General features: G+C 47.6%; 19 protein-coding genes. 10 read left to right on the forward strand and 9 right to left on the reverse strand.

The genetic code is table 11. From position 1 onward, the window contains the following. Positions 1-135 precede the first annotated feature (135 nt). Both AB8599_RS00380 and AB8599_RS00385 read left to right on the forward strand, forming a co-directional pair. Positions 136-801, forward strand: coding sequence for a 7-cyano-7-deazaguanine/7-aminomethyl-7-deazaguanine transporter (locus AB8599_RS00380; protein ID WP_407331869.1), 666 nt, complete (start codon positions 136-138; stop codon positions 799-801). Between the two features lie 121 nt (positions 802-922). Continuing rightward, entirely contained in the window at positions 923-1363 is a 441-nt protein-coding gene (locus AB8599_RS00385) for a GNAT family N-acetyltransferase (protein WP_407331870.1), read from the forward strand. Between the two features lie 251 nt (positions 1364-1614). Here the strand turns inward: AB8599_RS00385 and elbB are convergent, their stop codons facing one another. Next, positions 1615-2265: an isoprenoid biosynthesis glyoxalase ElbB gene (gene elbB / locus AB8599_RS00390; RefSeq protein ID WP_407331871.1), complete on the reverse strand. Its 651-nt coding sequence runs from the start codon at positions 2263-2265 to the stop codon at positions 1615-1617. 541 nt (positions 2266-2806) lie between these two features. On the opposite strand from elbB, the gene polA reads away from it, so the two are divergent. Continuing rightward, a complete protein-coding gene (gene polA, locus AB8599_RS00395) occupies positions 2807-5602 on the forward strand; it encodes a DNA polymerase I (RefSeq protein ID WP_407331872.1) in 2796 nt (931 codons plus the stop codon). An 891-nt stretch (positions 5603-6493) separates the two neighbouring features. On the opposite strand, the gene yihA is transcribed toward polA, so the two are convergent. Beyond that, positions 6494-7180, reverse strand: coding sequence for a ribosome biogenesis GTP-binding protein YihA/YsxC (yihA, locus tag AB8599_RS00400; RefSeq protein WP_407331873.1), 687 nt, complete (start codon positions 7178-7180; stop codon positions 6494-6496). Positions 7181-7329: 149 nt separating this feature from the next. Between yihA and AB8599_RS00405 the strand changes: the two genes are divergently transcribed. From AB8599_RS00405 to hemN, 5 genes are all read left to right on the forward strand, one after another. Beyond that, entirely contained in the window at positions 7330-7947 is a 618-nt protein-coding gene (locus AB8599_RS00405; protein WP_407331874.1) for a c-type cytochrome, read from the forward strand. 744 nt (positions 7948-8691) lie between these two features. After that, complete coding sequence (locus AB8599_RS00410) at positions 8692-9339, forward strand: class I SAM-dependent methyltransferase (RefSeq protein ID WP_407331875.1); 648 nt, start codon at positions 8692-8694, stop codon at positions 9337-9339. Continuing rightward, positions 9336-9884, forward strand: a complete 549-nt coding sequence (gene yihI / locus AB8599_RS00415; RefSeq protein ID WP_407331876.1) for a Der GTPase-activating protein YihI — start codon at positions 9336-9338, stop codon at positions 9882-9884. The genes AB8599_RS00410 and yihI overlap by 4 nt, the downstream gene beginning before the upstream one ends. Beyond that, complete coding sequence (locus AB8599_RS00420; protein WP_407331877.1) at positions 9885-10382, forward strand: DUF2489 domain-containing protein; 498 nt, start codon at positions 9885-9887, stop codon at positions 10380-10382. A gap of 114 nt (positions 10383-10496) precedes the next feature. Further along, a complete protein-coding gene (gene hemN, locus AB8599_RS00425) occupies positions 10497-11870 on the forward strand; it encodes an oxygen-independent coproporphyrinogen III oxidase (protein ID WP_407331878.1) in 1374 nt (457 codons plus the stop codon). A gap of 341 nt (positions 11871-12211) precedes the next feature. Here the strand turns inward: hemN and add are convergent, their stop codons facing one another. The 5 genes from add to glnA form a co-directional block, all read right to left on the reverse strand. Continuing rightward, on the reverse strand, positions 12212-13216 hold the full coding sequence (add, locus tag AB8599_RS00430) for an adenosine deaminase (protein WP_407331879.1): 1005 nt from the start codon (positions 13214-13216) through the stop codon (positions 12212-12214). 134 nt (positions 13217-13350) lie between these two features. Continuing rightward, complete coding sequence (gene glnG, locus AB8599_RS00435; protein ID WP_407331880.1) at positions 13351-14757, reverse strand: nitrogen regulation protein NR(I); 1407 nt, start codon at positions 14755-14757, stop codon at positions 13351-13353. A 9-nt stretch (positions 14758-14766) separates the two neighbouring features. Next, positions 14767-15789, reverse strand: coding sequence for a nitrogen regulation protein NR(II) (gene glnL / locus AB8599_RS00440; protein WP_407333152.1), 1023 nt, complete (start codon positions 15787-15789; stop codon positions 14767-14769). Between the two features lie 145 nt (positions 15790-15934). Then, positions 15935-16501 carry a DUF4124 domain-containing protein gene (locus AB8599_RS00445; protein ID WP_407331881.1) on the reverse strand — a complete coding sequence of 189 codons (567 nt, stop codon included), beginning with the start codon at positions 16499-16501 and terminating at the stop codon, positions 15935-15937. 111 nt (positions 16502-16612) lie between these two features. Next, positions 16613-18022 carry a glutamate--ammonia ligase gene (glnA, locus tag AB8599_RS00450; RefSeq protein WP_407331882.1) on the reverse strand — a complete coding sequence of 470 codons (1410 nt, stop codon included), beginning with the start codon at positions 18020-18022 and terminating at the stop codon, positions 16613-16615. Between the two features lie 574 nt (positions 18023-18596). On the opposite strand from glnA, the gene typA reads away from it, so the two are divergent. Beyond that, positions 18597-20426, forward strand: coding sequence for a translational GTPase TypA (gene typA, locus AB8599_RS00455; RefSeq protein ID WP_407331883.1), 1830 nt, complete (start codon positions 18597-18599; stop codon positions 20424-20426). 120 nt (positions 20427-20546) lie between these two features. Here the strand turns inward: typA and AB8599_RS00460 are convergent, their stop codons facing one another. Beyond that, entirely contained in the window at positions 20547-20795 is a 249-nt protein-coding gene (locus tag AB8599_RS00460) for a GlsB/YeaQ/YmgE family stress response membrane protein (protein WP_407331884.1), read from the reverse strand. Between the two features lie 127 nt (positions 20796-20922). Next, positions 20923-21558 carry a DUF2959 domain-containing protein gene (locus AB8599_RS00465; RefSeq protein ID WP_407331885.1) on the reverse strand — a complete coding sequence of 212 codons (636 nt, stop codon included), beginning with the start codon at positions 21556-21558 and terminating at the stop codon, positions 20923-20925. 87 nt (positions 21559-21645) lie between these two features. On the opposite strand from AB8599_RS00465, the gene AB8599_RS00470 reads away from it, so the two are divergent. Further along, positions 21646-22497, forward strand: a complete 852-nt coding sequence (locus AB8599_RS00470; RefSeq protein ID WP_407331886.1) for a virulence factor BrkB family protein — start codon at positions 21646-21648, stop codon at positions 22495-22497. Positions 22498-22514 lie beyond the last annotated feature (17 nt).

Here is a 22514-nt window from a genome sequence, read left to right on the forward strand (position 1 = left end):
AATGCTGTATAATTCGCCACCTTCTTTGCCGTATGCAACAGCAGCGCGAAGCAGAACAATCCGGTGTCGAGTCAAATGCTTGGCATTAATAAGTACGTTTGGGTTCCCTCGCCCCCAATGACAAAAAGGTTCACAATGAGCACTTTTACGCCCGCGCAACAGCGCAACGCCCTCTCTTATTTGGTGGTTTTCCACCTCGTTATCATTGCGTCTAGCAATTATCTGGTACAGCTGCCGTTCACCATTTTTGGTTTTCACACCACATGGGGCGCGTTTACCTTTCCGTTTATCTTTTTGGCGACTGATCTGACTGTCCGTATTTTCGGTGCAGGCATGGCACGTAAGATCATTTTCAGCGTGATGGTGCCATCACTGTTGATCTCTTATGTATTGTCGGTGCTGTTCTATCAGGGCCAGTACCAAGGACTCGCACACCTCACGGAGTTTAACCTCTTCGTGGCGCGTATTGCCGCAGCAAGCTTTATGGCTTACCTGTTAGGGCAAATCCTTGATATTCATGTGTTCAATCGTCTACGTCAGACTAAAAAATGGTGGGTAGCCCCTAGCTGCTCAACCGTGTTTGGTAACGCGCTTGATACCTTGGCTTTCTTTGCTATCGCGTTTTACAACAGTCCGGACGCCTTCATGGCTGCCAATTGGACTGAAATCGCGATAGTGGATTACGTCTTCAAGCTCATCATCAGCCTTGGCCTCTTTGTGCCAATGTATGGCGTGTTGTTAAATTACCTTGTAGGCCGCATGACCAAGGTCAACGAGACCGCACAGGCTAAGCTCGTTTAGCGCCAAGCTTGCGCACCAAATTGAGGGTAGAAAGCCGATCGCAAGATCGGCTTTTTTTATGCCTGTTCGCCTATACTCGGAGAAAAAGGACATCAGTGCTGAGCATAAAAAGGACACATTCATGATCATAAGAGAGGGTACGCTGGCCGAAGCCATCAAAGTACTCGGACAAATCGATGAGTTTTCTCGTGAGGAAACGCTGGCGTCGCTAAAAAAACGCATTGGTGACAAGCCGTACCTTGTACTGGTTGCCGAGCAAGACGGAGAGCCTTGTGGCGTGAAAATCGGTTATCAACTGGATGAAGATTGTTTCTACAGTTGGTTGGGTGGTGTCACCCAAAAAGGTCGCCGCCGCGGCATCGCTCAAGCGCTGCTGCATTCACAAGAGCGGTGGGTGGCTCAACATGGCTATACCAGCTTGCGGGTGAAATCGCGTAACTGCTACGCAGGCATGCTGTGTTTGTTGCTCAATAACCATTACTTGATTGAACACTTGGAGAAAAAGGATTCACTGGACCAATACCGCCTGCATTTTGTGAAGAAAATCACATATTGCGAATAAGCAAAAAGAAAGCAGCAATAACTGCTAGTAAATACTAATGAGAATGATTAGTATTTATATCGTTCGATAGCGAAGGCAATCTTCACTAAAGAACACACGACATTGCTCACATTGCTTCCAGTAAATGTATTTGCATGAATCTGCTTACGTAGTGCAGTTTTCTGATGCAGGCGACGCCACCTCGGCGTCGCTTTTTTCTTTCTGCTTCTTTTTCTTCTTCGCTTTTTTACTCATGTAATGTCAAACGTCTTTCACGCCATATCAACGAGCTTATCGACCAGTTTATTGATCCCTGAAGCTGCCTCGCTGACTGAGTTGGCTAGCATGTATGCGGGGGTAGACAATAAACGTCTGCTTTGATCCAGCACGAAGTCATCAACAGGACAATTAACATGTTCACCGCCCATGGCGTTAAATGCTGCCGCCGTTTCAGGATCTGTCCCTATGGTACCTTTCGCGCCTGAGCCATACACTTTCGGGATCAGGATTGGAGATATACATATATAACCTGCTGGCTTTTGTGCTTTTGCGAACGCTTTGCAAACTCGCAGAACATCTTCTTGGATGCTCATAGAGACACCGCTGCGGGCAAAATCACTCAGGTTTTTTGCCACACCAAAACCGCCCGGTAGTAACAAAGCATCGAAGTCATCCTGATTTAAGGTAGATATTGGCGCAATATTGCCACGACAAATACGTGCGGCTTCTTGCAGGGTGTTACGTGTGTCGCCCGATTCCTCACCAGCTTGGTGGTCAATGACATGAAACTGCTCTTCATCAGGCGCAAAGCAATACCAGCTTGCTCCGGCTTGCTCTATCGCAAGAAGCGACAACACAGACTCTTGAATTTCCGAACCATCATAAAAGCCACACCCAGACAGAATGACCGCAACCTTTTTCATAAACGTTCCTCGTTGCAAGAAAGCATCTTGTTGCGGCGCAAGCAGGGAGCGCCGCTGAATTAATAGCCAGATCAAGCGTAGTCTATGAGCAAAACGATGATGATTTGAATTCGCGTCGATCACAACCTTCGAGATCATTATCGTAAATAATGCGGGCTTGCTCGATTGGCTGTAAATTTCTTTTTCCACAGTCGATGATCGCCGCATGATCCTGATCAGGATCAATGAATTAGAGTTAAGTGCATAAAAACAAACAATATAATTTTTGATCTTGTGCGTTTTTTACACACGATCTGAATTGCTTAAAATAAATACTAACAAAGTTATCCACAGAGAAATGCGGGTATCATGGGCGGGAAAGTGTTTATGCACAGGCCAGTTGGATAGTGCGTCAATCGATCGATAAGAGAACAATGATGATAGAGGAAAATCGTGGGATGAGTTTCTTTCTTGGCGATAGAAATCGAAATCGCGGGTTAACAGAATTCGCCAGTCGTGGCATCCTAGCCCATCAATCATTTTCTGGTTAGCTTATAACGTTATGGCGACGACTTCTGATAGTCCGTTGATTCTGGTCGACGGCTCCTCTTATCTTTACCGTGCGTATCACGCATCCCCCAACCTGACTAATGCCAACGGCGAGCCAACAGGGGCGATTTATGGCGTGGTTAACATGCTGCGCAGTCTGGTTAAACAGTATCCGACCTCCAATGTGGCGGTGATTTTCGACGCAAAAGGTAAAACCTTTCGTGACGACATGTATGCCGAATATAAAGCGCATCGACCGCCAATGCCGGATGATCTTCGCGGTCAGATAGCACCGCTGCACGAGATCATTGAAGCCATGGGCTTCCCGATGCTGGTGATTGAAGGTGTCGAAGCGGATGACGTGATTGGTACCTTGGCCGTACAGGGCTCAAAAGCGGGTATGCCGATTCTGATCAGCACCGGCGATAAAGATATGGCGCAGCTGGTGGATGAGAATGTCACTCTTATCAACACCATGACCAATGTCATCATGACCCCGCAAGGCGTGCATGATAAATACGGCTTTGGCCCCGAATACATCATCGACTATTTGGCGCTGATGGGCGATAAGGTCGATAACATTCCGGGCGTCCCTGGTGTGGGTGATAAAACCGCGACGGCATTGATCGCGGGTATTGGCGGGTTAGAAGAGCTATACGCGAACCTTGATAAAATTGCCGACCTTGGATTCCGTGGTTCGAAAACCATGGCGAAGAAGCTCGAAGACAATAAAGACTCTGCATTCCTTTCTTATCAACTTGCCACCATCAAGCTAGATTGTGATTTGCCATTCAAGCCAGAAGAGCTGACCAATCGTGCGCCGGAAAATGACAAATTGGTTGAGCTATTTACTGAACTCAATTTCAAACGTTGGTTAGCTGAAGCGAAAAACGGCAGTGCAGGCATGGATGCGGTTGCTGAACGTGCAGTTTCTTCGGGTTCACCATCCGTCTCTAGCAAGAAAGAAGATGTTGGCTTTTCAGCGGCAAGCATTGATCGCAGCAAGTACGAAACCATTTTGACCGAAGAAGCGTTTCGCGTTTGGATGGAAAAACTGCGCAAAGCCGATGTGGTGGCGTTTGATACCGAAACCGACAGCCTTGATTACATGGAAGCCAATCTGGTTGGCCTCTCTTTTGCCGTTGCAGAAGGTGAAGCGGCTTACTTGCCTGTTGCGCACGACTATCTCGATGCGCCTAAGCAGCTAGACCGCGACTGGGTACTGGCGGAAATGAAAACGTGGCTGGAAGATGCTGGCGCACTTAAGGTCGGTCAAAACCTAAAATATGATTCGAGCGTATTGGCCCGTTATAACATTGCCATGAAAGGCATTGCGTACGACACCATGCTTGAATCTTACGTGTTCAATAGTGTGGCTGGCCGTCATGACATGGACAGCTTAGCACTGCGCTATCTGCAGCATGCATGCATAAGTTTTGAAGAGATTGCGGGGAAAGGTAAGAAACAACTGACTTTTAACCAAATCGATATGGAACAAGCTGCACCGTATGCCGCAGAAGATGCCGATGTGACTTTGCGCCTACATAATGTGTTGATGGCGCATTTGCTGCAAGACGAGAAGCTTAAAGTTATCTTTGAGCAATACGAAATGCCACTTGTTCCAGTGCTCTCGCGCATGGAGCGTCATGGCGTGTTGATTAATGCCGACATGCTTGCCGCGCAATCAAAAGAGATTGCCATCCGTCTTGATGAATTGGAAAAGCAGGCGTTTGAGTTGGCGGGAGAAGAGTTCAACTTAAGCTCTCCGAAGCAGCTTCAGGTGATCTTGTTTGAAAAGATGGGGCTACCCGTTGTTAAGAAAACTCCATCAGGCACACCATCAACCAATGAAGAAGTGTTGCAAGAGTTGGCACTGGATTACCCACTGCCTAAATGTATTCTTGAATACCGTGGTCTTGCTAAGCTGAAGTCGACTTATACCGACAAATTGCCAAAGATGGTGAAGCCGCAAACTAAACGAGTGCATACGTCTTATCACCAAGCGGTGACAGCGACGGGTCGTTTGTCATCAACCGATCCAAATCTTCAGAATATTCCTATTCGAAATGAAGAAGGTCGTCGTATTCGTCAGGCGTTTATTGCCCCTGAAGGCAAAGCGATCTTGGCGGTCGACTACTCGCAAATTGAACTTCGCATCATGGCGCACTTATCGGGTGATGAAGCCTTGATTGATGCTTTCCGCCACGGCAAAGATATTCACAGCGCCACGGCGGCAGAAGTGATGGGGATCGACATCAGTGACGTCACGTCTGAAATGCGACGACGCGCCAAAGCGATTAACTTTGGTTTGATCTATGGCATGAGCGCATTTGGCTTGGCCAAACAATTGGGTATCCCTCGTGGTGAGGCTCAACAATACATGGATCGCTACTTCGAGCGTTATCCCGGTGTTCGTCAGTACATGGAGGCGACGCGTCTGCAGGCCGCAGAACAAGGCTATGTGGAAACGATCTTTGGTCGTCGACTGCACCTACCGGAAATCAATTCTAGTAATGGTATGCGCCGCAAAGGTGCTGAACGCGCCGCGATCAATGCGCCAATGCAAGGTACTGCAGCTGATATCATTAAACGAGCAATGATTTTGGTCGACAGTTGGATCGGGCAACAGCCAGAAGGGCGCGTGGCCTTGATCATGCAAGTACATGATGAATTGGTGTTGGAAGTGGATATCGCACACCTTTCTGATGTTGAGCAACAGGTTTGTAAGTTGATGGAATCTGCCGCTTTGCTAGAAGTTCCTTTGGTTGCTGACTCTGGAACCGGCGAAAACTGGGATCAAGCCCACTGATTTACTGACCATGTGGTCGGCCTAGATCACATAACCACTTAAATTTCATAGCGAAAAAAGCCCGCTTTTGCGGGCTTTTTTATTGATAAAATGAAACATTTTGAATACAAAAGGTGCTTATTTTTGCGATTTGATGAAAAAAAACTACGTAAAGGGTTTTCTTAATCGGCCAATTGATATACATTTAACCACGTAGGGTACAGAGGTAAGATGTTCTATCTTTCAGACCTTTTGTTTCACGTTATTGGATTTGGCTGATTCAGCAGCCCCGGTTGATGTATGTCGACCGGGGCATTTTTTATGGCGTTAAATATAGATTCCCCCCAACTTCCCCTCCTGAATTAATTTCCTTGTAAAGTAATGAATTAAATAGATTTTTCTTTTGTTTTTCTAAATCATCATTCTTTTTTAGAGCAATTACTTTAATTCTATTTGCTCGACGCTATAATGATCACTGCTTCTTGTTCTTGATGTGGCAAGGGTAGTCTGTAGAACGCTTTTAGACAGATAGCTCTCACGTTATTTATGGCCGGTCTGAGCTTTCAGATCGGCGTTTTTTTATCCATAAAAAATGTAATTAAATTCCAGAATGAAAAGCGAAATAAAATGTGGGCGTTTAGTGATGTTTTTTGAAGAAAAATAAGTTAATTTTCAGAAGTGCATGTTTTTTAAAATCAGCGTATTACGAAGACTATTGCGTTATCTGTCTGTAAATAAAGGCGAAAATGTGCAGTGTGTCGGCAGGGTAACTTGCGGAAATGACGATCATAGATGACACTCAACTCATAACGAATAAGAAAAAACCTCCTATTTCTCTCCCGTTACCCCACCGTCAGGTGGGGTTTTATTTGTCTGAAATTCAACAAAGCCTATGGTTTGCCATAGAGATGGTTACTGGTTAGACGTTGAGTCGTCTGAACTAGCGGCTTCGTTTTCTTCCGCGTCGATAGTTGTCTGTGCATCTGTTGTTTCAAACACAGGGAAATACCAGCTATCTAGCTTTTTGCGAAGCTTATCGACACCAATGCCTTTTAATGAGGAATAAAGCTCGACTTCCACATTACCGCCAAAGTCTACGGCGGCTTCTCTTACCTTGGTTAATTCCGCTTTGCGCGCGCCACTTTTTAATTTGTCGCACTTCGTGAGTAACGCCAAAACAGGGAGGTTACAGTCAACTGCCCAAAAGATGAGTTGCTGATCAAGATCTCTCAGTGGATGACGAATATCCATTAACACGACCAACCCTTTCAATTGCTCGCGTTTTTGCAAATATTCAGCCAGCGATTTTTGCCATTTTTTCTTCATTTCCAGCGGAACTTGCGCGAAGCCATAGCCCGGCAAGTCGACAATGTGACATCCCTCATCCACTTTAAATAAGTTGATTAATTGTGTGCGACCCGGCGTTTTACTCACTTTAACCAAGCCTTTTTGATCACAAAGTCGATTAATTGAGCTAGATTTACCAGCATTAGAGCGTCCCGCGAACGCGACCTCTATACCAGTATCCGGTGGCAAGTGCCTGATATCTGGGGCACTGGTAATAAAGTGTGTGTTGCGATAGTTGAGTGAAGGATTCACTGTTAACTCCGTCTCGACTTTATGTAGTCGACTGATTACTTTTATGTGAAATTGTGTAAAATGACCGTGCTCGGTTTTTGCTCGATGATTGTATCATGATGGCGTGGGCATCGTGGTATTGGAAGCTTGATAATTATAAATGGAATGTCATGAAGAAATTAGCGCTACTACTCACTTTAATTGCGAGTTTTACCGCCTATGCACAGGGTGATGCAGAAGCAGGTAAAGCAAAATCAACTACTTGTGCTGCGTGTCACGGTCCTGACGGTAATAGTCTTATCCCAGCAAACCCCGTGCTAGCAGGCCAACACGAAAAATACTTATTGAAGCAGCTTAAAGAATTTAAGCTCGGTATGACGTCAGGTGGCGAACAAGGCCGTTATAACGCAGTGATGGCAGGTATGGTAGCAGCGTTGTCTGAACAAGACATGGCAGATTTGGCCGCTTACTATGCGTCGCAGACCGCTAAGCCAGGTGCAACGCCCGAGTCTTCAATTGATCTTGGTGAGCAGATTTATCTTGCTGGTGATGCAGAACGAGGCATTGCGGCATGTATTGCGTGTCACGGCCCTCGTGGTAACGGTACATCACTGTCAGGCTTCCCTAAAATTTCTGGTCAGCATGCTGATTATGTGAAAGCGCAGTTAATGGCTTTCCGTGATGGTACGCGAAACAACGACCTGAATGGCATGATGCGTATTGTCGCGACTAAACTGTCTGACAAAGAAATCGATGCTATTTCGCAATATGTCGGCGGATTACACTAGTCTTCCCAGGGATAACCCGTTACATGTTTGAAAAGGCAGCGGAAGCTGCCTTTTTTGCATCTTCCTTTTGGTCGCTGAATCTATCTATCAGATAAAACGCTGGCTACTGCTCTTTGCGAACACTTAGGCATCAATGCTCTCCCTTTCTTTTTTCTCGTGACTTTGTAGGTGATCGCCCATGTTTACGTTGGTGATTCTCCCTATAACTTGCCTGTTTTTATTTTTTCGTCCTATCTTTCAGTAAGATAATTTGATTGCTGATACAAGACATGTTTGAAATGTGAGTCGACGCCTATTTTGTACATGGTATTGGCGTAAAATGATTAATGTCGATGAGGAAAGCGACTCGGGAAAGGACAGTCAGGAAGACTAGCGCAGGGCTGCGATAGGGATTCAAACGGAATTAGGCTTGGGAAAAGCCTTTGTCACTTGGATGTGTTACGTCAGGATGACCAACAGTGTGAAGGATTCACACGATAATGGACAACCACTAGGACGGTGGTCAGGACACCCGCTAGGATGGCGATGACAACAGGATGTTGTGAGTAATACTCAAATAAAAATCGGCAGGATGCCCTTAATTCAAACGGAAATTTGTTCACCGGGATGTGGAATTACTGTTAGGGATTAAAGCGGTACAATACGTTCATTAGAACGCTCTAGAGCGACAGGCTTAGCCTGTCGCTTTTTTCTTATCCAGCTTTCTGTTACATTTCCGCCATTCAATCTGGTGCAGAAACCATCATGCCTTTAACTTGCCCGCTTTGTCAGTCGACTCATACTGCCGATTTTGAGCAGGATAAACGACGTCGATATTTCCGCTGCGATGCTTGTTCATTGGTGTTTGCTGATCCCGCTTGCCGATTATCACCGAAAGAAGAGAAAGCCCAGTATGATCTGCATGACAATGCGGTAGAAGATGAGGGATATCGCCGTTTCTTACTCCGTCTAGCCGACCCATTATTGGTAAAACTCGGGAGTGCGCCACTCGACGGATTAGACTTCGGGTGTGGCCCAGGGCCAGCTTTGGCGGCGATGCTGGAAGAGTCTGGGCATAGGATGGCCTTGTATGATCCTTATTTCGTGCCCGATCCTAGCGTACTGAATACAAGCTATGATTTTGTTACCTGTACCGAAGCGATTGAACACTTTTATATGCCTCACAAGGAATGGGGACAGTTACTGAGCCTGGTCAAGCCTGGAGGCTGGTTAGCAATCATGACCAAGCTCGTTATTGATGCTGATGCATTTAAGTGTTGGCACTACAAAAATGACCCAACCCACGTGAGTTTTTTCAGTCGCGAAACGTTCTGCTTTCTAGCAGACCGTGATGGTCTTGACGTGGACTTTGTTGGTAACGACGTAATTTTACTGAGGAAGAAAAACCAATGACCCGCAAGAAGAAAGCCCGTAAAGTCGGCTCTGAAGGTCCTGCGCAATATAGTGATCGCTCATTAAGTAAAAATGATATTGCCGCGTTGGCAGCCAAGCGCAAAAACAAGCGTAAAGGGTTGAAAGCCGGCTCTCGTCATTCAGACGCGACCGTTGAGAAGCAGCGTATTGCTCAACAACAACGCGATCCGCGCTTGGGAAGCAAAGCGGCTGTGCCATTGGTTGTGGAGCAAAAACCGCATCCTAAATCTGCCGCGGGCAAAAAAGTGCGTCGTGTTAGCGCAGAAAAAGAATTGGAAATGCTGGAAAATGATGCACAACTAAATGTGCTGATTGATCGTATTGAAAACGGTGAAAAGCTGGGTTCTGGTCTGCAAAGTTATGTCGACGAGAAACTCGATCGCATCGAAGTGCTGATGAATCAACTGGGTTTGCTTGAAGAAGACGACGAACCCGTTGAGACCGAAGCACCGAAAAAAGCGAAACGCCGCGGCGATGATGATTTGTTGGCGGAGTTTGAAAACTTCAAATTTGATCAGGAGTAAATGTTGGATACTCTTCCTTTAGGTGTGTTGGCGCTAGGCGGTGCCATTATTCTGGGGTTAGCGATTTATGCGGGCTGGCTATTGGCGAAATTACGTCACCAGACCAAGATGCAAGCCGCGCAGATGGACGCAGCGATTAAGCAACGTAACCTCAAAATCATTGAAAGTGTGGATGTGATTGCCATGGCAACGCTGCAAGAGCAGTGTGATTTGTCAGAAGCGGCTATCCGTCTTTATATGATCATGGATCACCTGCAAGGGGAGAAGCGTGTGGATTACCCTACACGCTACCCAGCATTGTATGAATTGTATGACGTGGTCAAGGACATGCCGCGGGGCGACGCGCGTAAAGCGATCGAGAAGAAAGACCGCATGCGCGACAACATGGTACGCATGAAAGCAGAAGCGCGTCTCCAACAAGCCATTCATATCGAACTGGAAGAAATTTTGGCGTTTACGGGAGCAAAAGTGACCCCGATTCGCACATTAGCGAGCTGATCGGTACGATCAAGCCAACAGTTTTCCCTTTGGCTAGAAGGGAAAGATTCATCCGCGACCGGAGAGTGTGTCAAAATACCGCTCTCCGGTTGTTCATTTTTGGCGGGAACACAAATGTCTACGCAGCAAATCATTTGGGATCAGGCGCTTATTGAGAAGTATAACTACTCAGGGCCGCGCTATACCTCTTATCCGACCGCATTGGAGTTTCACGAAGTCTTCACGCCAGCAGAGTTTGATATGGCGTGTGCGCAGTATCCTGAGCGCAATTTGTCTTTGTACGTGCATATTCCATTCTGCCATACCCTTTGTTACTACTGCGGTTGTAATAAAGTGATTACCCGCCATGCGCACAAAGCCGATGCCTATTTGGATGCGCTTGAGATAGAAATCCGTCAGCGTGCCTACTTACTGGGCGATCGCAATGTCACCCAGTTGCACTTGGGCGGCGGCACTCCTACCTTCCTGTCTAAGGCACAGATCAGTCGATTGATGTGCTTGTTGCGCCAAGAGTTTCGTTTGAGTGACGATGCGGAGATCAGCATCGAGGTGGACCCGCGAGAGATTGAACTCGACATGATGGATCACCTGCGTGCTGAAGGTTTTAATCGCCTGAGTATCGGTGTGCAGGACTTTGATAAGACGGTTCAGAAAGCGGTAAACCGTGAACAGGACGAAGATTTTATCAAGGCCTTGGTTGTGCGTGCAAAATCACTGGGCTTTCGCTCTACCAATTTAGATCTGATTTACGGCTTGCCGCACCAAAACGGTGCGACGTTCGCTAAGACGCTCAAACAAGTAGTAGAGATGAAGCCAGGTCGTTTGTCCGTGTTTAATTACGCGCACCTGCCTGCGTTGTTTGCAGCACAACGAAAAATCAAAGATGCCGACCTGCCTTCACCGCAAGAGCGCCTAGGTATGCTTGAGCAAACCATTAGCACCTTGACGGGGGCAGGCTACCAATTTATTGGTATGGATCATTTCGCACTGCCTGGCGATGAGCTTGCCGTGGCGCAGCGCGAAGGGGTTTTGCATCGTAACTTCCAAGGCTATACCACGCAGGGAGATTGTGACTTGCTGGGGCTTGGAGTGTCTGCTATTTCAATGATCGGCGATTGCTACGCGCAGAACCAAAAAGAGCTGAAAAAGTATTACGCGCAAGTGGAAGATAAGCACCATGCGCTTTGGAAAGGCGTGATGCTCGATGCTGATGACTTGCTTCGTCGTGAAGTGATCAAATCACTGATCTGCAATTTCTCTCTGGATAAGAAAGCGATTGAGCGTGACTACACACTGGTGTTTGATGAGCACTTTGCCGACGATTTGGCGTTGCTGAAATGCTTTATTGAAGATGATTTAGTGACGGTAGACGATAGCCATATTCAGGTCACGCTGAAAGGACGCTTACTGATCCGCAATATTTGTATGTGCTTTGACACCTACTTGCGTGATAGAGCCAGACAACAACAGTTTTCTCGCGTCATCTAAACACCGCTAACGTTGCTATTCGTTAGAAATGAAAAAAGCCGCATTAGCGGCTTTTTTGGGTCATGGCATTTATCTTTCGGCGCTTACACGCCGCTGCTAAAGCTAAAAACAGCCAATACAACCGCCAGGGCTGCCGCTGCTAATTGACCTGGGCCAGCCGCTGCCATTTCATTCAGGGTAAACAGTGCGTCGAACATCTTAGATCTCTACGGTGTCGTGTTTGGACCAAAACCAGATTGGTATTAGTACGAAAATTCGGCGGCATTGTACGTGAGTTGTGAACAAAAAAACACCAGCATTTGCTGGTGTTAGTGAAATTCAATTTTTTGTGCCGAGAGCGATTAGCCTCTTGTGAGCGCTTTGGCTTTTAGCTCGTTTTTCTCGCTGTCTGACAGGTAAGCGATTTCAAGGCCATTTTGCTGAAGCAAAGTGATCTGCTCTGGCGTTAGTCCAACTTGTGGTGCTGCCACTTCGTATTCGTAAGGCAATTCAATACCCGATACCGCAGGGTCATCAGTGTTGAGCGACGCCAGAATGCCATGCGACAGGAATTGCTTGATAGGGTGGCTTTCTAGCGATTCAACGGTGCTGGTTTGCACGTTGGATGTCAGCGCCGTTTCGATACCAATGCGGTGTTTTGCCAGATATTCCATCAACGCAGGGTCTTCGATGGCTTTCACACCGTGACCGATACGGGTTGCACCTAGTTCATTGATCGCCTGCCACATGCTGTCCGCACCCGCAGCTTCGCCCGCATGCACGGTCACGTTAAGGTTAGCTTTGCGTACTTTGGCAAAGTGATCGTTAAACTGATGACCCGGCTGCCCCAGTTCATCACCCGCAAGATCGATAGCAATTAGATGTTGTTTTAGTGCCAGCAACGCATCAAGCTCTTGCATACATGCTTCAACACCAAAAGTGCGGCTCATGATACCGGTCAGGTTAGTTTTCACACCATAGTCGCGGCTACCTGCTTGCACACCGTCAATCACTGCCTCAACCACACCTTGAACAGGTAGGTTGTGTTTCATTGCCATGTAATATGGCGAGAAACGCAGCTCTGCATAGTCGATACGCGCATTTAGTGCATCTTCGACGTTTTCGTATGCCACGCGGCGAACAGCATCCAGATCGCCAAGTACCGCAACACCCCAGTCGAGTTTTGACAGGAAACCGACGAGATCAGGCTCATTTGACATCACCTGAACATGTGGACGCAGAGTCTCGATAGTCTCGGCAGGCAGTGACATGCCGAACTTCTGACCCAGCTCCAATATAGTGTTAATGCGAATATTGCCATCAAGGTGACGGTGTAGATCCGTCAAAGGAAGGTGGGTTGCGATCATCTGATTATCCTTAAATCAACTTTTGGCAATTATACGAGCTATCTATCACCTCGTCAGTAAGGCACATAAACATAAACCGCCTATTAGGCGGTTTTGTTGTCTTTGTTTACGATTTTTGTTGAAACTGTGGTTCGCTAAGGCATTTGGAGCTCTTTGAGCTTACGCGTTAACGTATTTCGTCCCCATCCGAGCAGTTTAGCCGCTTCTTGTTTATGACCTCGGGTATGGCTCAGTGCCTCGCGCAATAAAATGCGTTCGAATTCTGGCAAGGCTTCTCGCAATAGGTTGTCATCGCCTTTACCCAGTGATGTACGAGCCCACTGTGACAAGGCTTGCTGCCAACTATCGACCTCACCGCACGTCGTGCTGATTTCCGGCTGCATCAATTCTGGGGGTAAATCTTCCGGCAAAATTTCTTTGCCGCTTCCCATAACGGTTAGCCAGCGACAAATGTTTTCCAGTTGCCTGACGTTGCCTGGCCAAGGTAGGCCTGAAATCAAATCCAAGGTGGTTGGGTGAAGCGACTTCACCTCGATATCCAGTTCATCAGACGCGCGCTTGAGGAAATGCTTCGCCAATTGGCCAATGTCCTGACGACGTTCACGAAGTGCCGGAAGATGAACACGAATCACATTCAGGCGATGGAATAAGTCTTCGCGGAAACTTCCTTCGGCGACCAATCGCTCTAAGTGTTGGTGGGTAGCGGCGATAATACGCACATCGACCTTAATAGCTTGATGCCCGCCAACCCGATAAAACTGACCATCTGCGAGAACACGCAGCAGACGGGTTTGAATGTCGAGCGGCATATCACCAATTTCGTCAAGAAACAGTGTGCCGCCGTTAGCCTGTTCAAAGCGTCCCTGACGAACGCTATTAGCGCCTGTGAATGCGCCTTTTTCATGGCCGAATAGTTCAGACTCAATCAGATCTTTCGGAATTGCGGCCATATTCAGTGCAATGAATGACTTGCTCGCGCGCGGGCTGTGTCGGTGAAGTGCATGCGCCACCAACTCTTTACCTGTGCCTGACTCACCGTTAATTAATACAGAAATGGAAGAGCGAGATAAGCGGCCAATGGCGCGAAACACTTCTTGCATAGATGGCGCTTCACCGATGATTTCCGGTGCGGCCTCCATGGCTTCTTTCGGGGCACGTTGGCGTTTTTGCTCTTGGCTGTGTGAGACCGCGCGTTCAACTAAAGCGACGGCTTCATCAATATCAAACGGCTTTGGCAGGTATTCGAAAGCGCCTTTCTGATAGGCGCTCACCGCAGCATCCAGATCAGAATGTGCCGTCATGATAATCACTGGCAAGGTCGGATATTCGGATTGCAGGCGATTTAGTAGGGCAAACCCATCAGTGCCTGGCATACGGATGTCGGACACCAAAACATCCGGCACTTCACGGTTGAGGCCGTCTAATACGCTGTCGGCATCGGCAAAGGTTTCACATGCCATGCCTGCCGCATTCAATGTTCGTTCTAACACCCAGCGGATTGAGCTGTCGTCGTCAACGACCCAGATTAGTCCTTTGCTCATGTTCTCCCCTTAGCGTCGAATTGGTAACAAGATGGTGAAGGTGGTATGGCCAGGCCAGCTATTGACGTAAATTTTGCCTTTGTGCTGATCGATAAGGTTGCGCGTGATAGACAAACCTAACCCCGTGCCGCCTGGTCGTCCTGATACCATGGGATAAAACAAGGTGTCCTGAAGTTCAGGCGCAATACCAGGACCGTTGTCAGTGACATCAATGCGTGCTGCCAATCGATGACGCTTGCCCCCAATCACCACTTGATGCTCCGTTCTGGTGCGTAAGGTGATTTCAGCATTCGGCGTGTCGGCCAAAATTTGGGCGGCATTATTAAGAACATTCAGTAGTGCTTGTTCCAGCTGCTCTGGATCCATCTCGATATCGGGCAAGCTTGGATCATAATCGCGTTCAATGATGATTCCATCCGCACCCAGTTCGACAAGCTGGCGGACCTTTTCCAGAATCACATGAATGTTTTCTTGTTGGCGATGCCCTGGCCTTTGAGGGCCAAGTAAGCGATCAACCAAGTTTCTCAGTCGATCGGCCTGCTCAATGATGATCCGTGTATATTCACCAAGACTTGGGTCTGGCAGCATTTTTTCCAGTAGTTGTGCAGCACCACGAAGCCCACCCAGTGGGTTTTTTATTTCGTGAGCGAGCCCACGAACTAACTCTTTTGCGGCTTGTTGCTGGGCTTGTTGCTGGAGCTCTTTGCTGATCTGCTGTTGATGACCAATGGCTTTGACTTCAAGCAGCATGGAAGGGCTGCGCTGCCACATCAAGGGACTTGCACTTAACTCGACCTTACGATGGTGACCATCAATGACGAGAGTGACATCGCTATCCGTTAGGCCCTGCCCGTTTGCCAATGTTTCTTTAACATGCTCGAGATCGATAGAACAATGCTGAATAACGTCAGTCAGCGGATGTTCGCGTAACCGACGCGCACTCAAACACAGCAATTGCTCTGCGGCGGGGTTGGCATACGTCACGACCAGGTCATTATCAAGCACCAATATCGCCGTGATCAGGTTGTCCATTACAGTTTCGGTCAGAGTGGCCACATCACCTTCCTATTTGGCCGCACCATCATGGTGCAATCAAGTTTACTAGATTGTGCGTCTTAGTGCAGCGGTGAAAACGTGCGTTGCACTAGGTTGCTGACACAAGGTGACCCTGATTGCGCTATCTAGGGGTTGGTTTCCCTTTAGGCGGGGCTTTTCGTTGAATTGCCCGATGCAGGAACACAGTCACTGAAGGAGTCACTGCAATAACCTTGCCATCTTGTAGCAATTGCACCTTGATGGTGTGGCTGCCGCGATCAAGATTATCGAGTTCAAACTGTAAACTCCGTTGTGACTTTTGGGATTTCCCGTCGATGACTGGGCGAATCTTTTGGTTTTTGCCTAACGGCAAGTCTGTGGCTAGCGTGATGTTGATGATGCCTTCGTTGTTGCGAATCGTGTCATCATTGCTGGGTGAGAGTAGTTCTAGGCGTGAAGCAAGTGCGGGTGTGTCAGGGGCGGGTGGAGATGTGGGTGTTGATGGAGTAGGAGAGATGGGGGGACTGTCGTACGTGCTCGTGTCGGGCTGAATAAGAACATCAACATCGATCTCTATTTCCATGCTTATTTCTGGGCGAGCGTCACTGAAATGGACGGTACCGTTTTCATCGACCCAGCGATAGTATTCGCCGGAAATCGCTGTGTTTGAGAGTGCACCAATAAGGAGCAGAAGCGATATTCGATGCATGATTCAATCCGTAAGCCTAAAACAGATATTTTGCGCCTAAGTCATATTGAGACAATAGAAAAAGGGCCCGCTTGTGAGCGAGCCCTTTGATTTTATATGAAACTTGTTTGATTACACTGAGTAATACAGTTCAAATTCCAGTGGGTGTGTAGCCATGTTGACTTTCTCAACATCTTTAGACTTCAGTTCGATGTAAGAATCGATGAAATCGTCAGAGAATACACCGCCCGCAGTCAAGAACTCACGGTCTTCGTCAAGTGCTTTCAGTGCCACTTCTAGTGACTCAGCCACTTTTGGAATCTCTGCTGCTTCTTCTGCTGGTAGGTCATACAAATCCTTGTCCATAGCATCGCCAGGGTGGATTTTGTTTTTGATACCGTCAAGACCCGCCATTAGCAATGATGCAAACGCCAAGTATGGGTTTGCTGCTGGATCTGGGAAACGCGCTTCAATACGACGTGCTTTCGGGCTTGGTACCACTGGGATACGGATAGAAGCAGAACGGTTACGTGCAGAGTATGCCAGCATAACAGGTGCTTCAAAGCCTGGGACCAAACGCTTGTATGAGTTGGTCGATGGGTTAGCAAATGCGTTGATTGCACGTGCGTGTTTGATGATGCCGCCAATGTAGTAAAGCGCCATTTCTGATAGACCGCCATACTTATCGCCAGCGAACAGGTTTTGACCATCTTTCGCCAGTGATTGGTGAACGTGCATACCAGAACCGTTGTCACCTACCAGTGGCTTAGGCATAAAGGTCGCTGTTTTACCAAATGCGTGTGCCACGTTGTGAACCACGTACTTGTAAATTTGGATTTCATCCGCTTTAGACGTCAGCGTGTTGAAGCGGGTAGCAATTTCGTTCTGACCCGCAGTCGCCACTTCGTGGTGGTGCGCTTCAACAACCAGACCCATCTCTTCCATAACCAGACACATTGCTGAACGGATGTCTTGTGATGAATCAACAGGAGCAACTGGGAAGTAACCGCCTTTTACGCCTGGACGGTGACCTTTGTTACCGCCTTCGAAATCAGAACCTGAGTTCCATGATGCTTCAACATCGTCAATCTTGAAGAAAGAACCTGACATGTTGTTGGCAAACTTAACGTCGTCAAACAAGAAGAACTCTGGCTCAGGACCAACCAGAACAGTGTCTGCAATACCCGTAGAGCGCATGTAGTCTTCTGCGCGCTTAGAGATAGAGCGTGGGTCACGATCGTAGCCCTGCATCGTTGCTGGCTCAAGGATGTCACAACGAACGTTCAGCGTGCTGTCTTCTGTGAATGGGTCGAGTACAGCAGTAGATGCGTCAGGCATCATTACCATGTCTGACTCGTTGATGCCTTTCCAGCCTGCTACAGATGAACCATCAAACATTTTGCCGTCTTCAAAGAAGTCCGCATCGACTTGGTGAGCTGGGATTGAGATGTGCTGCTCTTTACCTTTGGTATCGGTGAAGCGCAGATCAACAAATTTCACTTCGTGCTCTTGGATTAAGGCAAGTACGTTTTCTACTGACATGTGTATAAACCTCCGGTGTCGTTGTTCTCTAAATTGGCAAAGCTGCTTTCTTGCGCTCCACCAAAAAGTTGGTCTGAGCACTCTAAAGCGAAAAGTGTGCCAAGTTTAAATTTCCCGTTAATGCCTGTGTTTAGGCGCTTTTGCGTTGAAAGTGTGCAAGGTATCGATCAACTTTGGTGCGCGTCCGCACCATGATGGTGCAATGGAAGGATTGCGTGACCAATGGATTCATTCAGCAGTGGTTAGAAGGCCTTGTCAATCACTGTCACGGCAGAAAGCAGACGCATTGTTGGAGCTGTGAGGCAGATCGAAGTCTAGAGACCCTCAGCTTTGTCGTGCAAAAATCACACGATATCAGCGGAAAATAAGGGATTGAGCTGCTTTTTTATTCGCCTCAATGTGTGTCATCCCTAAGGTGATATGAATATAAATTGATCCTGAGTCACATAGTTGGTGGGTTTTGAGTAAAAATCTGTTAAATTACGACCGGATTTTAATCAAGTGGCGGTGAGTGCTTCTGGCGGGTTTGCTGGTTGCCTTTGGCGGCACATCTTTTTTGAGTGAAAGAGTACCCATGTCTACCTTACAGATAGATAAACTAAGAAATATCGCGATCATCGCGCACGTTGACCACGGTAAAACTACGCTGGTTGATAAACTGCTACAGCAGTCTGGCACCCTAGAAACACGTGGCGAGCACGAAGAACGCGTCATGGACTCGAACGACATCGAGAAAGAGCGTGGCATTACCATTCTGGCGAAGAACACCGCTATTAACTGGAATGACTACCGTATCAACATCGTAGATACTCCAGGACACGCCGATTTCGGTGGTGAAGTTGAGCGTATCATGTCGATGGTTGACTCTGTTCTTCTGATCGTTGATGCCGTTGATGGCCCAATGCCACAGACTCGTTTCGTAACGCAAAAAGCGTTTGGTCACGGTTTGAAACCTATTGTTGTTATCAACAAAATTGACCGTCCAGGTGCACGTCCTGACTGGGTAATGGATCAGGTTTTTGACCTGTTCGACAACCTGGGCGCAACTGACGAGCAGCTGGATTTCCAAGTGGTTTACGCATCAGCACTGAATGGCTGGGCGACACTGGAAGAAGGCGAGACTGGCGAGAACATGGAACCTTTGTTCCAAGCTATCGTTGATAACGTTTCTGCACCAGAAGTTGAAGTGAACGGTACACTGCAGATGCAAATCTCGCAGCTGGACTACAGCTCATACGTTGGTGTTATCGGTGTTGGTCGTGTAACTCGTGGTTCGGTTAAGCCAAACCAACAAGTGACCATCATTGGCGCAGACGGCAAAACCCGTAACGGCAAAGTGGGTACGGTTCTTGGCTATCTTGGCCTTGAGCGTCATGATATCGACGAAGCGCATGCAGGTAATATCGTCGCAATCACAGGTTTGGGTGAGATGAAAATCTCTGACACCATCTGTGATGTTAACGCGGTTGAAGCGCTGCCACCTCTGTCTGTTGACGAACCAACCGTTACCATGACCTTCCAGGTGAATACTTCTCCGTTCGCGGGTAAAGAAGGTAAGTTTGTTACTTCACGTAACATCCTTGAGCGTCTGCAAAAAGAATTGGTTCACAACGTTGCACTGCGCGTTGAAGAAACCGGTGACCCGGATCGCTTCCGTGTTTCAGGTCGTGGTGAGCTTCACCTGTCTATCCTGATCGAAAACATGCGTCGTGAAGGCTTCGAGCTGGCGGTATCTCGCCCTGAAGTTATCCTGAAAGAAGAAGACGGCCAGAAAATGGAACCGTTTGAAACTGTGACTATCGACGTATTGGAAGAAAACCAAGGCGGCGTCATGGAGAAAATCGGTTTGCGTAAAGGCGAACTGACTAACATGGCGACTGACGGTAAAGGCCGTGTGCGCATGGACTTCATCATGCCTTCTCGTGGTCTTATCGGTTTCCAAACTGAGTTCCTGACGTTGACTTCAGGTTCTGGTTTGATTTACCACACGTTTGATCACTACGGTCCAATGAAACCTGGCATTATTGGTCAGCGTAAAAATGGCGTACTGATCTCGAACGCAACGGGTAAAGCACTGACTTACGCACTGTTTAACCTGCAAGAGCGTGGCCGTCTGTTCACTGAGCATGCTGACGAAGTTTATGAAGGTCAAGTTATCGGTATCCATAACCGTTCGAACGACCTGACAGTTAACTGTCTGAAAGGTAAACAGCTGACTAACGTTCGTGCATCTGGTACGGATGATGCTCAGGTTCTTAGCCCTGCAATCAAGTACACCCTTGAGCAAGCGCTGGAATTCATCGATGACGATGAACTGGTAGAAGTGACGCCAGAAAGCATCCGTATTCGTAAGAAACTTCTTACTGAAAACGATCGCAAGCGCGCAAGCCGTGGCAGCAAATAATTTATTTGCACCAAGCGAATAAGAAAAAGCCTCCTGAGATGGAGGCTTTTTTGTATATGTTACTTTTGTATTTATGTCTTTTGCTTAATCGACCACTTACTCGCAGTATTTGGCCTTGGATTATTTGGCGAATCGGTTGTAAAGAAACAACAGAATAAGAGCACCCACTGTTGCTATTGCAATGCTACCTAAGCTCAAGCCGCCAGCAGTACCGATGCCAATGAGTGAGCCTACCCAGCCGCCTACCACGGCGCCTGCTATACCCAGTAGTGTGGTCATGATGAAACCACCACCGTCTTTTCCTGGCATAATCCACTTCGCCAAGATGCCGGCAAGTAGCCCCAGAATAATCCAAGAAATAATACCCATGTGTTCTCCTCCACGTTGAGAGACGGTTTTCATACCGTTGAATGCAGGCAGAAATTTGCCTGCGCAAACGATAAGGGAATTTGTCTTACTCAGCGTGTTTCACCTATGAGAAACAGTGAAAGCTAATTTAATTCTTCAAGGTTGATAGGAAGCGGTCTGATTCGGCAATGGCTAGCTGCATGTCTTTGATTGCTCGATTAATATCTTGTTCTAGGCCTGAGAATTCACCTTTGAGTGCGCCAATGGCGGCGGCGTTCAAATTGTGTTTAAGATACAATGCGTTATCGCGTAATGTGTCAAGCACTGGCGTCATTTTACTTTCTGCCTTGTTCATGGCGGACAGCATCAGCTTATAGCTTTGTTCTGTGGCTTTGAGTTTTCGTTCGCTTTCGCGGCGAAGCTTGGTGCTGGAGTATAGCGACAGCTCTTCTTGCCATTCAGCGAACAAAGCGTCAGAAACATCCTCAATGCCCTTGATGCGTTCACGAACGTTTTCAACCGCCTTTTCGCTGTCTTCGTATTGATCGTTAATGGTGTTGTACATAGATTCCAACTCACCGCCATCAAAATTGGTCAGTGTGGAGAGGGCCTCTAGAGCGCTAGTGAATTGCTCGCTGGCTTCTTGTTGTGCCTCTGAGGCGGCTTCGACGCGGTCAGCCATGATATCGCGCTTGTGAATGCCAACTTGCTCCATGGTGGCATAATAAGCGGACTGGCAGCCTGCCAGCGTGAAAACAAGAAACAGGGTAGAGAGAAGACGCACGGTAAACTCCTTTTACGTTATGATTAATCTTCTTTAAAAGAGACTATGGTTGAAGCAGTGGAACGACTCAAGTATTTAGTGCCCAGGATGGGACAGATTTTGTTTGCCTTTATCAGGCATCTTATTCTTCGTATTGTTCATGACCGCATGACAGTGAATGCGGGTTACATGGCCTACGTCACTTTGTTGTCTTTAGTGCCGTTGATCACAGTGGTACTCTCCGCGCTTTCACTCATTCCTGGATTTGCTGAAGCAGGTGACCAAATTCGCTCATTTGTGCTGCACAATTTTGTGCCCGCATCCGGCGATGCGTTAGAGCAATACCTTAATCAATTTGTGGCGAATGCAGGAAAAATGACAGCGGTAGGGGTCGCCTTTCTGTTTGTGGTGGCTTTGATGCTGATCTCTGCCATCGATAAAAGCCTGAATTACATCTGGCGAGTGCAACATAAGCGTGCGCCAGTGGTGTCATTTTCGATCTATTGGATGGTGTTGACCTTAGGCCCTGTACTTGTGGGCAGTAGCATTGGTGTGAGCTCTTATTTGGGGTCGCTCAATTTACTCCAACTAGAGGGTGCTGAAGTGTGGGCGCCCGCACTACTGCGCGGTTTACCGTTCTTACTGACAGCATTGGCATTTATGGGTCTATACACCTTAGTGCCCAACTGCCGTATTCGTGCTAGCCATGCGTTAGTTGGCGCCATCTCTGCCAGTGTATTATTTGAATTCAGTAAAAAGGCTTTCGCCTTCTACGCCACTAATTTCCCGTCCTACGAGCTTATATATGGCGCATTGGCTGTTGTGCCATTGCTGTTTGTTTGGGTTTACCTCAGTTGGTGTATTGTACTGCTGGGCGCAGAAATTACTGCGTCTTTGGGAGAGCGGGCAATGTGGTATATCGATCCCGAATCTGATGAAAAGCAACTTACTGACAATTAAGATGATAAGAAAGGAAC

It is taken from the genome of Enterovibrio litoreus, assembly GCF_045679545.1.
Classification (GTDB): Bacteria; Pseudomonadota; Gammaproteobacteria; order Enterobacterales; family Vibrionaceae; genus Enterovibrio.

What these genes read in the sequence shown, in the direction of transcription:
- AB8599_RS00380 (WP_407331869.1), top strand. Translation starts at nt 136, where the DNA reads ATGAGCACTTTTACGCCCGCGCAACAGCGCAACGCCCTCTCTTATTTG.
- AB8599_RS00385 (WP_407331870.1), top strand. Translation starts at nt 923, where the DNA reads ATGATCATAAGAGAGGGTACGCTGGCCGAAGCCATCAAAGTACTCGGA.
- elbB (WP_407331871.1), bottom strand. Translation starts at nt 2,265, where the DNA reads ATGAAAAAGGTTGCGGTCATTCTGTCTGGGTGTGGCTTTTATGATGGT.
- polA (WP_407331872.1), top strand. Translation starts at nt 2,807, where the DNA reads ATGGCGACGACTTCTGATAGTCCGTTGATTCTGGTCGACGGCTCCTCT.
- AB8599_RS00405 (WP_407331874.1), top strand. Translation starts at nt 7,330, where the DNA reads ATGAAGAAATTAGCGCTACTACTCACTTTAATTGCGAGTTTTACCGCC.
- AB8599_RS00410 (WP_407331875.1), top strand. Translation starts at nt 8,692, where the DNA reads ATGCCTTTAACTTGCCCGCTTTGTCAGTCGACTCATACTGCCGATTTT.
- yihI (WP_407331876.1), top strand. Translation starts at nt 9,336, where the DNA reads ATGACCCGCAAGAAGAAAGCCCGTAAAGTCGGCTCTGAAGGTCCTGCG.
- AB8599_RS00420 (WP_407331877.1), top strand. Translation starts at nt 9,885, where the DNA reads ATGTTGGATACTCTTCCTTTAGGTGTGTTGGCGCTAGGCGGTGCCATT.
- hemN (WP_407331878.1), top strand. Translation starts at nt 10,497, where the DNA reads ATGTCTACGCAGCAAATCATTTGGGATCAGGCGCTTATTGAGAAGTAT.
- add (WP_407331879.1), bottom strand. Translation starts at nt 13,216, where the DNA reads ATGATCGCAACCCACCTTCCTTTGACGGATCTACACCGTCACCTTGAT.
- glnG (WP_407331880.1), bottom strand. Translation starts at nt 14,757, where the DNA reads ATGAGCAAAGGACTAATCTGGGTCGTTGACGACGACAGCTCAATCCGC.
- glnL (WP_407333152.1), bottom strand. Translation starts at nt 15,789, where the DNA reads ATGGACAACCTGATCACGGCGATATTGGTGCTTGATAATGACCTGGTC.
- AB8599_RS00445 (WP_407331881.1), bottom strand. Translation starts at nt 16,501, where the DNA reads ATGCATCGAATATCGCTTCTGCTCCTTATTGGTGCACTCTCAAACACA.
- glnA (WP_407331882.1), bottom strand. Translation starts at nt 18,022, where the DNA reads ATGTCAGTAGAAAACGTACTTGCCTTAATCCAAGAGCACGAAGTGAAA.
- typA (WP_407331883.1), top strand. Translation starts at nt 18,597, where the DNA reads ATGTCTACCTTACAGATAGATAAACTAAGAAATATCGCGATCATCGCG.
- AB8599_RS00460 (WP_407331884.1), bottom strand. Translation starts at nt 20,795, where the DNA reads ATGGGTATTATTTCTTGGATTATTCTGGGGCTACTTGCCGGCATCTTG.
- AB8599_RS00470 (WP_407331886.1), top strand. Translation starts at nt 21,646, where the DNA reads ATGGGACAGATTTTGTTTGCCTTTATCAGGCATCTTATTCTTCGTATT.